The organism is Oceaniovalibus guishaninsula JLT2003, from assembly GCF_000299575.1.
Classification (GTDB): Bacteria; Pseudomonadota; Alphaproteobacteria; order Rhodobacterales; family Rhodobacteraceae; genus Palleronia; species Palleronia guishaninsula.
In genome coordinates this window covers 113,192-125,483 of the sequence record NZ_AMGO01000012.1, presented here as the reverse complement: position 1 = coordinate 125,483, position 12,292 = coordinate 113,192, and the positions used below count along the sequence as shown (strand labels likewise).

The following is a 12,292-nucleotide window of genomic DNA, read 5'->3' as shown; positions in this document are numbered from 1 at the left end:
CGGTCAGGCGGCCATGCCCTGCACCGCCGACAGCGCGTCGAGCACAAGCCGCCGGTCCGCGCCGGGCCGATGGGCGCCTTCCGACAGGATCCGCCGCCAATGCCGCGCGCCGGGCCGTCCCGCGAACAGGCCCAGCATGTGCCGCGTCACCTGCGCCAGCCGCCCGCCTTCGCGAAGATGCCGGTCGATATGGGGCAGCATGGCCAGCACGACCTCTACCGGCGCAAGCGCCGGGCGGTCGCAGCCGAAGACGCGCCGGTCCGCGTCGCCGAGAATGTCCATCGGCTGATGATAGGCCGCGCGGCCGACCATCACGCCATCCATGCCCGCCTCCAGATGCTCCTCGACGGCCTGCAAGGAAACGACGCCGCCGTTGACCGACAGATGCAGGTCGGGGAAGGCGCGTTTCATCCGATGCACCAGGGGATAATCGAGCGGCGGAACCTCGCGGTTCTCCTTGGGCGACAACCCTTGCAGCCACGCCTTGCGCGCGTGGATCGTCATGCGCCCGACCCCCGCGGCTTTCATCGTTTCAAGGAAATCCGGCAGAACCTCCAGCGGGTCCTGATCGTCCACACCGATGCGGCATTTGACGGTGACGGGCACATCCACCGCCGCGGCCATCGCCGCGACGCAGTCTGCGACCAAGGCGGGATGCCGCATCAGCACCGCCCCGATCATCCCCGACTGCACCCGGTCCGACGGACAGCCGACATTCAGGTTGATCTCGTCATAGCCCTCGTCGGCCCCCATCCGCGCGGCCGCCGCCAGTTCGGCCGGATCCGATCCGCCGAGTTGCAGCGCGACCGGATGCTCGACCGGATCGAACCGCAGCAGATGCCGCGCATCCCCCCGGACAAGCGCCGGCGCCGTCACCATCTCGGTATATAGCAGCGCCCGGCGACTGATCGTGCGATGCAGTACCCGACAATGACGGTCGGTCCAGTCCATCATCGGGGCGACGGACAGACGGGCGGCGCCGTGCGGATCGCGGGTTTCTTTTCTCACCGACCGGCCCTCCGTTATCAGCGGCTGCCATGGAATTTGGACGCCACTTCTGGCACCGTCTGAGACACATGTCATGCTCGAACGTCCGGCAGCAGCGGCGTTCGCATCATAGCGACGTCAGGATCATTGGAAAACCGGTGGCAGGAGGCAGTCTCATTGCCGCTCCGAAAGCCGAAGGCTGGGCCGGCAGGGGTGCTCGAACCGCGCCGGCAACCGGCGCCTGGACAAACGCCCCTTACAAAATCCGCCGTCGCAGCAGCGCCGAGACGATCTCGCCCGCGATGACGAGGGCGAGGATGCACAGCAGCACGGTCGCCGCTTCCTGCCAGCGGAACGTGTCGATGGCGCCTTGCAGCACGATGCCGATGCCGCCCGCGCCGACCAGCCCCAGCACGGTCGATTCGCGCAGGTTGATGTCCCAGCGCAGGATGGCGACGGCGGCGAGGGTGGGCATGACCTGCGGCGCGATGGCATAGGCGACGATCGCGGCCTTCGACGCGCCCGTGGCCTCCAGCGCCTCGACCGGGCGGCGGTCGATTTCCTCAATGGCCTCGCCGAGAAGCTTGCCGACGAAGCCGACCGACCGGAAGGTGATGGCGACGATCCCGGCGACGATGCCGGGTCCGAAGATGGCCACGAACAGCAGCGCCCAGATGATCGTGTTGACCGATCGCGACGATACGAGGATCAGCCGCCCGAGCCACAGCGTCGCGCGGTTCGGCGTGACGTTCTGCGCCGCCAGCCACGCCACCGGAACGGCCAGCACGACCGCCAGGGCGGTGGCGAGCGTGGCGATGTTCACCGTCTCGAGCAGGACCCACAGGATGTTCGGCAGGTTCGTGGCATCGGGCGGCACCATCCGGCCGAAAAGATCGGCCATCTGCGCGGGCGAATCCCAGACCCAGGGCCAGATCACGTCGATGCTGTCCAGCGCCCAGGCGACGGCCAGCGCGCAGGCCAGCAGCACGCCATAGCGCTGCAACCGTTGCCGCATCGTGAAGCGTGCCCATGTCCGGGGATGCAGCGCGCTCATATCCGGGTCCGAATCCAGCCCGACAGGGCTTCGGTCAGCAGGATCGCCCCGACGATGACGATCATGATGGCCAGCGCGAAATCGTAATCGTAGCGCCCGAAGGCATTGGCCAGCGTCGAGCCGATCCCCCCGGCGCCGACGATCCCCACCACGGCAGAGGCGCGCAGGTTGCTGTCGAGCTGATAGATGGCAAGGCCGATCTGGCGCGGCAGGATCTGCGGAAAGATCGCGTAGAACAGCGTCGGCAGCAGCGGCGCACCGGCCGCGCGCAGGGCTTCGACCTGCCCGAAGTCGATCTCCTCGATCCGTTCGGCCAGCATCTTCGCCACGAAGCCGACGGAATAGACGATCAGCGTCAGCACCCCGGCGAAGGGGCCGAAGCCCACCGCCTTGACGAAGACGATGGCGACGATGACCGGATGAAAGCTGCGCGCGACGATGACGATGCCGCGCCCGATCCAGTAAACCGGGGTCGGGGCGATGTTGCGCGCCGCCATGAATGCGACCGGAATGGAAAGCGCGACGCCCCCCGCGGTCGCCAGCAGCGCGATGCGCAAGGATTCGAGGAAGCCGTCGATCAGCAGGCCGGATCGCGCGAAGCTGGGCGGAAACGCGCCGCCGAAGATGCGCCCGGCGCGGGACAGCCCTTCGGACGCGCGCGCCCAGTCGATCGGCAATGTCGAGACGGCCCAGACCAGATAGACGGCGATCGCCAGCCGCAGGCCCCAGCGGGCCAGGGGGTTGGCGATCAGCGGCGGCTTGCGCCACCAGTCGCGGGGAACGGCCGCCGTCACGCCGCCTGCGCCCCGGCGGCGCGGTCCGCGCCGGGCGATCCGGCATAGATCGCCTCCATCGCGTCCTCGTCCAGCGCGGCGGGGGCGTCGTCGAAGATAATCCGCCCGTAACGCATTCCGACGATGCGGTCAGTGTATTCCTTCGCCTCGGTCACGTTGTGGATGTTGATGATGATCGGCAGGTCGAGTTCGTGCGCCAGATCCCGCATCAACCCCATGATCGCTTCGGACGTCCGCGGATCGAGCGAGGCGGTCGGTTCGTCCGCCAGCAGAATCTCGGGCCGCTGCATCAACGCGCGCACCACGCCGACGCGTTGCCGCTCGCCGCCCGACAATGCGTCGGCGCGGGTATTGGCGTATTGCGCGATGCCGACCCTCTCCATCAGCTCGTAGGCGCGGGCGATATCGTCCTTGGGATAGCGGCGCGTGATCGCCGCCCAGGTCGAGATATAACCGAGCCGGCCGGACTGGACGTTCTCCATCACCGTCAGCCGGTCCACCAGGTTGAAGCCCTGGAACACCATCCCGATGCGCCGCCGCGCCATCCGCAGATCCTTGCCGCGAAGGCTGGTCAGTTCGACGCCGTTCAGCTCGATGCTGCCGGATGTCGGTTCGACCAGCCGGTTGATGCAGCGCAGCAACGTCGACTTGCCCGCGCCGGAAGACCCGATCACCGCGACGATGCTGGTGCCCTCGACGGTCAGGTCGAGGTTTTTCAGGACCGGCTCGCCGGTTCCGTACCGCTTGACCAGATCGGCAATCTTCAGCATGTCCGTCCCTTTCGGGATAGGCGGGGGCGCCAGGCCCCCATCGCGACGGTCATTCGGCGGCAAGTCCCTCGGGCGTGTATTGCACGCCGTTGGCGGCCTGGATCTCCCGGATCACGTTCCAGTCCTCTTGATAGGTGACCGGCACGAACTTGCTCACGCCCTGAAACTCCTCGCCGAGCGCGGTGCCCGAGAAGTCGAAGTCGAAGAAGGCCTGCTTGATCTTCTCGACCAGTGCCGGGTCGAGGTTGTGGGCATAGGTATAGGATGTGGTTGGAAAGCGGTCGCTTTCCCAGACGATCCGCACCTCGTCGGGATCGTAGAGGCCGCGTTCGGCCATCCTCTCGACGACTTCCGACGCGACCGGCGCCGCGTCGTAATCGCCCGCGACCACGCCCAGCATCGACTGGTCGTGCGAACCGGAATACGTCACCTCGTAAGCCTCGTCCGGCGTCACGCCGAGGGCCGGGAACAGCGCGCGCGGCGCCAGGTTGCCGGAATTGGACGTGGGCGACGTATGGGCCACGCGCTTGCCCCTGAGGTCGGTCATTTCCTGAATGTCGGAATCGGCCTGGGTATAGACCTGCAACGTATAGCCGAAGCGCCCGTCCTCGGACCCCATGATCGCGAACGGCACCGCACCGGCAAGGTTCACCGCATAGGGTGTCGGCCCGGTGGAAAAGCCCGCGATATGCAGCCGGCCCGACCGCATCGCCTCGACCTCGGCCGAATTGGACTGGACGGCGAAGAACTGAACGTCCTTGCCGGTCGCTTTCGACAGATGCTCGATGAACGGTTCCCAGACGTCGGCATAGATCGCCGGATCCTCGACCGGCGTATAGGCGAAGACAAGCGTGTCGGGATCCTGCAATTCTGCCGGATCGGTCGGCGTATCGGCCACCAGATCGCCGTCGGCGTCGCAATAGATCGGGTCGAGCTGACCGTGCGGGCAGTCCTGCGCGACGGCCGGCCCGGCGGCCAGCGCAGTTGCAAGGGCCAGGACGGGCAGGCCCAGTCCCTCGATCGAAGCGGCGTGTCTCATGCGGTATCCTCCCCGGCGGGCCGCATCCTCCGCCCGCTCTTCGCGCCAGTATGAAGCGGAACCGCCGTTTTGCAACGGCTGGTTTTTCAGCGCTGTCACGGGCTCGACGAAAGGGAAGTCCTTGATGAACACCGCCGCCCCTCCCACGGAAGTCTCACGGGAATCCTACGCGGATCGTATGCCGCAAAAGGCCCCGCCGTCGGCCCGCTCAGTCCGCGTCCGCGCCGTTGCGCTTCAACGCCGATCGCAGGCTCGCCGCCAGAACCGCAAGGATCGCCACGACCAGGATCGCCGAAATCGGGCGGTCCAGAAAATCCAGCGGCGACTGGATACGCGTCATGGCGCTGCGGAATTTCGCCTCCATGATTCCGCCCAGAACCATGCCGAGAATGATCGGCACGATCGGCACGTTCAATCGCTTGAGAATGGCGCCGAATACGCCGAAAGCGGTCGCGATCAGGCAATCGGTGATCGAATTGCGCAACGAATACACGCCCACGAAGGAAAGCATCAGCACCAGCATCCCGAGTATCCGGTTCGGCACGCTGATCACGCGGATCAGGGCCTTGGTGGAAACCAGCAGAAACGCCAGCGCAAAGACGTTGAGAACCAGCAGGGCGATATAAAGCGCGATGACGAAATCCATCCGCTCGGTCAGAAGTTGCGGCCCCGGCACCACATTGTGGACGTAGAAGACCGCCAGCATCATCGCGGTCAGGCTTTCGCCCGGCACCCCGAGCGCCAGCAGCGGAATAAGCGCCGCGGCGGGAACGGAATTGTTCGCCGCTTCCGACGCGATCAGCCCCTCCGGCGATCCGTTTCCGAATTGGTCGGGAGTCTTCGATGTTTTCAGCGCATAGGAATAGGCAAGGAATTGCGATACGAATTCCCCCACGCCGGGAACGATCCCTATCCCCACCCCCAGCCCCGAGGAGACACCGGCCACGCGCTTGTGCTGCCAGACCTCCCGCATGGCCCCGAAGACGCTGCCGCTCACCTTTTGCGGTTCGACATGCTTGTCGGTCCCCGAAAGCAGCAGAAAGGCCTGGCTGAGGGCGAAAAGGCCCAGCACCACCACGACGAGATTGACCCCGGAACTGAGCCACGATTGGCCGAAGGTGAATCTTTGGGTATAGTTTATCGGCTCCATTCCGACCGTATTCAGCAAGATACCGAAACAGGTCATCATCGCCGCGGAAAAGACCTGTCCGCGATGCGATAGGATCATGATGATGATGCCGAACAGGGCCGCGAGGAAAATCTCCCGCGATCCGAACATCGGCGCCACTTTCGTCAGTACCGGCATCAGGACGACAAGGCAGACGATCGAGACGATCGCTCCGAAAAACGATGCCGAATAGGCCAGGCCGAGCGCTCGCTGCGCCTCGCCTTTTTGCGTCAGCGGGAATCCGTCATAGGTCGTGAGCGCATTGACTGCGGTTCCCGGCGTATTCATCAGGATCGCCGGAATCGCGCCGCCATACATGGACGATCCGTAGATTCCCAGCAGAAGCGAAAGACCCACCAGCGGCTCGAAGACGAATGTGGTCGGCAGCAGAATGGCAATCGCGACGGCCGGACCCACGCCGGGAATCGCGCCGATGACGACGCCGCCGACCGATCCGACAAGCAGCGCGACCAGCACCGCCGGTTGCAGCAGCAGATCGAGGGCCGGCAGCAGATAATCCATCGTTCCGCCCCTCAGAAATAGACGATGAAGATATTGCGCAGGCCGGCGGGAAGAAGGTCGTAGACCGCCCCGCCGGGCACGTTCACGCGCAGCCCCGCCTTGAACAGGACGACGATCCCGACGCCCGCCAGAACGGCGACCAGAGTCATGGGAAGGCTGCGATATCCGCTTCGCCAGGTCAGCGCGACGGCGATCAGGATGCTCATGGGCAGATAGCCCAATTGCGGCACGAGCAGCACGTAAAGCAGGAACCACCCTGCATATTCCAGAAAGCCCAGCCAGACGCGCAGCTCCTGCCACCGTCCGGGAACGCGCGGCGACAGGACCGAGCTGAGCAGGTTCAGCGCCGCGAACGCGGCCATGCCGAATACCCCGATCGCCGGCCAGAGCGTTGGCTGCGCGGCCCATGCGGTGCCCCGCGCCGTCGCCGTCTGCGACGGGAAACTGACGACCAGGAAAAGCGAGAAGGCCAGCATCGCCGTGGCAAAGACGAAATCCCCGCACCGCCTCTCGCGGCGAAAGAATTTCACGAAGCCGCTGGATTCCCCGATCGTGGCCATGGTCTTCCCTCCTTGCCCGGTTACTGAAGCAATTCGTTGATCCGGGCGAGCGCGGCCTTGTCGGAGGCGATCTGGGCCTCGGCTTCCTCCCTGGTCATCCAGTCGATCAGCGCGCCGGTCTGCGCGGCGATGGTCTGCATCCTTTCGGATTCGACCGCACGCCGGGCGACCTCGGTGATCTTGTCGCGCACGTCCTGCGGCGTATCCTTCAGCACGAACAGACCGTTCCACAAGGACAGGTTCAGGTCGGGCACCAGTTCGCTGACCGCCGGGGCGTCGGGGGCCAGCGGCAGGCGGGTATCGCCGAAGGTCGCCAGCACCTGCACGTCGTCGATACACGGCAGGATGGTCTGCACGGTGACGGTCATCACATCGACATCGCCCGATGCCAGCGTATTGCAGTCAAGCGCGTCGAAGGCGGCATTCGACGCGAATTCGATGCCGGTCGTCTCGGCAAGGGCGAAAGCGGCGCGCGTCGGCAGAAGCTGTGCGCCGAAATGGCCGAAAACGACGGGATTTTCCTGCGAATAGGCGGCCAGTTCGTCGATCGACGAGAAGGGCAGATCGCCTCGGGCGGCGATCACGAAGGGATAGGTCAGGTAGATTCCCAGCGGCTCGAACGGATTGGGATTGAGCTGGGGAATGCCGATCTGGTCGCCGAAGGCCGGAATTGCATTGACCAGCGCGCCGACCGTATAGCCGTCGGCGGGCTGCTGGGCGACATAGACCGCGCCCGGAAACGGACCGCCGCCGCCGCCGGGCTTGTTCAGCACCGCCGAGGCAACGCCGTAGGTGGCCTGAAACTCGTCGGCGATGATGCGCGTCGTGATATCGGCTAGATCGCCCGGAGGCCAGGGAACGACGAAAGAAGCCGGCTTTTCGGGATACTCGGCCTGCGCCGCGAAAGGGGCAATCGCCGTTGCGGCAGCGACGGCAGGGACGCCAAGGGACTTGATTTTCATGATACTCCTCATTTCATGAATACGGCGGTTTCGATCAGGATCTTCCTTTCGGGGATGTCATCGCGCGTTCCATATCCGCTTCGTCCCAGAAGCCGATCCAGATGCCTTCGTCCTTCTCGATTTCGGTCAGACGCTCGACCCTGGCATCGGTCATGGTCGTGCGGGTGCGCAGCCGTTCGGTCCAGCGCAATACTTCATTGCCCAATCGCTTGCGCGTCGCCTCGCGCGCGGGATCGTCGCCCAGATCGACGAATTCCCGCGGATCGGTTTCAAGATCGTAGAGCATCGGGCGGAATCCGGTGACGTGAACCAGTTTCCAGCGGCCGTCCAAAACCATTACGGCGCGGCTGTCCCGAATGGCGGTGCCCAATAGCGTACGTGCCTCGCGGAAGGCGAAATCGTATTCCGAAACGGCGATATCGCGCGGCCAGTCCGTCGCGCCATGCACCAGCGGCATCAGCGAATGGCCTTCGAGGATGTGATCCGGCACCGTACCGCCGGATGCCTCGATGAACGTCGGCACAAGGTCGATCGCCTCGACGAGATTCCCGTTCACCCGGCCGCGCGTCGCATCGGCGCGCGGATCGGGATCGACCACGATCAGCGGAATGCGGACGGATTGTTCGTGAAACAGTTCCTTTTCGCCCAGCCAATGATCGCCGAGATAATCGCCGTGATCCGAAGTGAAGACGACCAGCGTCCTGTCGGCCTGCCCGCATCGTCCAGATAGCGCATCAGCTTGCCGATCTCGTCGTCGATCTGGGAAATCAGCCCCATATAGGCCGGAATGACCGTTTCACGCACATCGTCGCGGGCAATGCATTTCGATGTCCGGTGCGCGTGATAAGCGGCGAGCAGCAGATGCGGCGCCTTTCGCTCGGCGTCGTCGCGAATGGCGGGGATCACGTCCGCCGTATCGTACATGGTGTGATAGGGGGCTGGCGCGATATAGGGCCAATGCGGCTTGATATAGCTCAGATGCAGGCACCAGGGATCGTCGCCGGCCCGGTCGATGAATTCGATGGCGCGGGCGGTGGTGTAATTCGTTTCGGAATCCTCCAGGCGCACGCGGGCGGACAGGCGCGCATTCTTCATCAGCCAGCCGGACATGACGGTGCCATCCGCATCCTCGCCCGAATTGGCCCAGTCCTGCCACGGATTATCGCCGTCATACCCCTTGCCGGCGAGATAGGCGTTGTAATGCGACGGCACCTTGCCGCCCGTGGGATGCACCCCGTCGAGCCTGTCCCAGACCTCGAACCCGCATTCCGAGACCAGCGCGCCGATCTCCGAGGTCTTCAAGATGCCCAGCCGCTCCATGCCCTCGATGTCGGCGGTCATGTGGGCCTTGCCGCAAAGCACCGTGCGCAGGCCCAGCGGGCGCAGATACTCGCCGAGCGTGCGCTCGCCCAGCTTGAGCGGAACCATGTTCCAGCTCGATCCGTGGCTGCGCACATATCGCCCGGTGTAGAAGCTCATCCGGCTCGGGCCGCAGATCGGCGACTGCACGTAGGCCCTGTCGAAGCGCAGGCCGCGCGCGGCGAGCGCGTCGATGTTGGGGGTGCGGATCGACGGATGGCCGGTGCAGCCCAGATAATCCCATCTGAGCTGGCCGCACATGATGAAGAGGATGTTCCTCGCAGTCATGTCACCAGCGAGCGCTTCTGGAACCTCTCGTCCTTCCAGCGCTCGTCCTTGAGGATGCGCTCAAGCTTGCCCACGGCGGCCAGGATGTCGTCCCTGCCGATGAAGAGCGGGGCGATGCCGAAGCGCATGACGTCGGGGGCGCGGAAATCGCCGATGACGTTGTCGGCGATCAGCGCCTGCATGCAGGCATAGCCATGCTCGAAGGCGAAGGAGACGTGGCTGCCGCGGGCCTGCGGATCGCGCGGGCTGACCAGGCGCAGCGCCGGACAGCGTGATTCGATCTCGCCGATCAGCAACTCGGACAATTCCACCGACTTGGCGTGCAGGTCGTTCATGTCGACCCGGTCCCAAATGTCCAGCGCCGTCGACAGCAGCACGAAAGAGGCGATCGACGGGGTGCCGATGCGCATGCGTTCGATCTTGCCCGCCATCGGGCGATAATTGATGTCGAAGGCGAAAGGCGCCTCGTGCCCGTACCAGCCCGACAGGAACGGCTCGACCGTCTCCAGCAGGCGCGGCGCCACATGGATGAAGGCCGGCGCGCCCGGACCGCCGTTGAGATACTTGTAGGTGCAGCCGATGGCGAAGTCGGTATCGCAGCCGCCGACATCGACCGGCACCGCGCCGGCCGAATGGGCCAGATCCCACACCACCACCGCCCCGACGCCATGGGCCTTGTCGATGATCGCCTTCATGTCGTGCCGGCGGCCGGTGCGATAATCGACCTCGGTGATCATCACCACGCCGACTTCCTCGGTGATGTTGTCCATCACGTCCTCGGGGTCGGGCGTGCGCAGCTCATAGCCGGCATCCCGCAGCTTGATCAGCCCTTCGACGATATAGAGATCGGTCGGGAAGTTGCCGTTGTCGGACAGGACCACCTTGCGGTCGGGGACCATGGCCATGCCGGCGGCGACCGCCTGGAACACCTTGATCGACAGCGTGTCGCCCACGACGGTCGTGCCCGGAGGTGCCCCGATCAAACGCCCGACGCGGTCGCCGAGCGTGTTGGTCTGCATGAACCAGTCCTTGGTGTTCCAGCCTTTGATCAGCTCGGTGCGCCATTCGTCTTTCAGAAACCGGGTCATCGCGGGCACCGATTCACGCGGCATCGGCCCCAGCGAGTTCCCGTTCAGATAGATCATCCCCTCGGGCAGATCGAATTGGCGGCGCGTCAGCTCAAAATCGGTCACTGCAGATCCTCGTTTCGCGGTGTCTTCGGATAGTCTTATCGCCGGGGCCGGAACCGATCGACAGGTTCTTCGGCCGTGCCATGCGGATTGCCCTGGGTGGCATCCGTTTCTTCGGTCCGATCGGACGGATGATCCGGCAACCGGACCCGGCCGTCATCCCCTTCGGTCTATACGAGCCGCCCCGATAGGCTGACAGCTTAAGCACGAACCCGGTATCCGGTTTGACGATAGCCGTGTGCCGGGGCGGACGGGGCGGACGGGGCGCAAGGGGCGGGAATGGCGGAACCGGCCCTGTCCGCCGACGCCCCGCATCGTCTTTCCAGCGTCCCCTCAACGGATCAGCACCGTCACGATCCATCCCTGCCACGACAGCAGCATCAGGACCGAAAAGCTGGCCAGAAGGAACGGGGCCAGCGCCTTCACCAGCGCGCCGGGCCGCACGCCGGTCATCGCCGTCATCACGAAAAGCCCCGCCCCAACCGGCGGCGTCAGCAGCCCCAGCACGAGGTTCAGGCAGACCACCACGCCGAAATGGAACGGGTCGATCCCGTATTGCTGCACCGCGATCGGCAGCAGGATCGGCACCAGCAGGATGAGCGCCGCGATGCCGTCGATCACCATGCCGACGACGATGAGGCCGAGATTGACCAGCAGCAGGAAGACGAACGGATCCTGCGTGAGACCGGCCAGCCGCGCGGCCAGCGCCTGCGGAACCTGCTCGTAGATGATGACCCAGCCGAAAACGCCCGCCGTCGCCACGATGAAGACGACGATGGACGCGTTGAAGCCCGCGCGCAGCAGCACGACGGGTATCCGGGCGAACGTCATCTCTTTGTAAAGGACGCGCCCGATCAGGAAGGCCGCCAGCGCGGCGACGGCGGCGGATTCGGTCGGTGTGGCGATGCCCCCGATGATTCCGCCGACGATCACGACCGGGATGATCAACGTCGGCACCCCCGCCCTCACCGCCGCCCAGCGGCCCGCCGCGTCCATCGCGCGCCCGCGCGGCAGGTCCTTCACCGTGCCGATCAGCGCCAGCACGACGAGGAACGACAGCGCCAGCAGAAGGCCCGGCAGGATGCCGGCGATGAACATGTCGCCGATCGAGATCTGCGCCAGCACGCCGTAGATGACGAAAAGCATGGAAGGCGGGATGATCGGCGAAAGAAGCGATCCGGCGGCCGTCGTGGCGGCGGCGAAGGGGCGATCGTAGCCCTCCTTCTCCATGGCGGGAACCATGGCGCGGCTCATCACCGCCATCTGCGCGGTGGCCGAGCCCATGATCGAGGCCACCATCATGTTCACCACGAGGTTGATATAGGCCAGCCCGCCCTTCACCCGTCCCATGAAGGCCGATGCCATGCCCACCAGGCGCCCGGTGATGCCGCCCTCGTTCATCAGCTCGCCCGTCAGCATGAAGAGCGGGATCGCCAGCAATCCATAGCTCTCGATCGAGGAAAAGAGTTGCTGCGCGTAGGATTGCAGCAGCACGGTCTGACCCGACCACAGAATGTAGAACAAGGCCGAGCCGGCCAGGACCAGCGCGATCGGAACGCCGGCGAGCAGCAGCAGGCCGAATGCCGCGCCTACCATCCG

10 protein-coding genes and 1 pseudogene are annotated in these 12,292 nt (G+C 65.2%); all 11 read right to left on the bottom strand.

Annotation, left to right across the window (positions count from 1 at the left end):
* Positions 1-3: 3 nt before the first annotated feature.
* Complete coding sequence (gene dusA / locus OCGS_RS05035) at positions 4-1,008, bottom strand: tRNA dihydrouridine(20/20a) synthase DusA (RefSeq protein WP_007426153.1); 1,005 nt, start codon at positions 1,006-1,008, stop codon at positions 4-6.
* Positions 1,009-1,243: 235 nt separating this feature from the next.
* Positions 1,244-2,041 (bottom strand): phosphonate ABC transporter, permease protein PhnE, encoded by a 798-nt coding sequence (gene phnE, locus OCGS_RS05030; protein ID WP_007426152.1) that lies wholly within the window; start codon positions 2,039-2,041, stop codon positions 1,244-1,246.
* Positions 2,038-2,835, bottom strand: coding sequence for a phosphonate ABC transporter, permease protein PhnE (gene phnE / locus OCGS_RS05025; RefSeq protein ID WP_007426151.1), 798 nt, complete (start codon positions 2,833-2,835; stop codon positions 2,038-2,040). Before phnE (OCGS_RS05025) ends, phnE (OCGS_RS05030) begins: the two co-directional genes overlap by 4 nt.
* Positions 2,832-3,605 (bottom strand): phosphonate ABC transporter ATP-binding protein, encoded by a 774-nt coding sequence (phnC, locus tag OCGS_RS05020; RefSeq protein ID WP_007426150.1) that lies wholly within the window; start codon positions 3,603-3,605, stop codon positions 2,832-2,834. The genes phnE (OCGS_RS05025) and phnC overlap by 4 nt, the downstream gene beginning before the upstream one ends.
* A 49-nt stretch (positions 3,606-3,654) precedes the next feature.
* Complete coding sequence (gene phnD, locus OCGS_RS05015; protein ID WP_156800970.1) at positions 3,655-4,644, bottom strand: phosphate/phosphite/phosphonate ABC transporter substrate-binding protein; 990 nt, start codon at positions 4,642-4,644, stop codon at positions 3,655-3,657.
* A gap of 208 nt (positions 4,645-4,852) precedes the next feature.
* Positions 4,853-6,334: a tripartite tricarboxylate transporter permease gene (locus OCGS_RS05010; RefSeq protein WP_007426148.1), complete on the bottom strand. Its 1,482-nt coding sequence runs from the start codon at positions 6,332-6,334 to the stop codon at positions 4,853-4,855.
* A gap of 11 nt (positions 6,335-6,345) precedes the next feature.
* Positions 6,346-6,894 carry a tripartite tricarboxylate transporter TctB family protein gene (locus OCGS_RS05005; RefSeq protein WP_007426147.1) on the bottom strand — a complete coding sequence of 183 codons (549 nt, stop codon included), beginning with the start codon at positions 6,892-6,894 and terminating at the stop codon, positions 6,346-6,348.
* Between the two features lie 20 nt (positions 6,895-6,914).
* A complete protein-coding gene (locus OCGS_RS05000; protein WP_007426146.1) occupies positions 6,915-7,856 on the bottom strand; it encodes a tripartite tricarboxylate transporter substrate binding protein in 942 nt (313 codons plus the stop codon).
* 34 nt (positions 7,857-7,890) lie between these two features.
* Positions 7,891-9,476: pseudogene (locus OCGS_RS15015) on the bottom strand (sulfatase-like hydrolase/transferase).
* Between the two features lie 23 nt (positions 9,477-9,499).
* Positions 9,500-10,696, bottom strand: a complete 1,197-nt coding sequence (gene kynU / locus OCGS_RS04990) for a kynureninase (RefSeq protein ID WP_007426143.1) — start codon at positions 10,694-10,696, stop codon at positions 9,500-9,502.
* Positions 10,697-11,026: 330 nt separating this feature from the next.
* Positions 11,027-12,289: a TRAP transporter large permease gene (locus OCGS_RS04985; RefSeq protein WP_007426141.1), complete on the bottom strand. Its 1,263-nt coding sequence runs from the start codon at positions 12,287-12,289 to the stop codon at positions 11,027-11,029.
* Positions 12,290-12,292 lie beyond the last annotated feature (3 nt).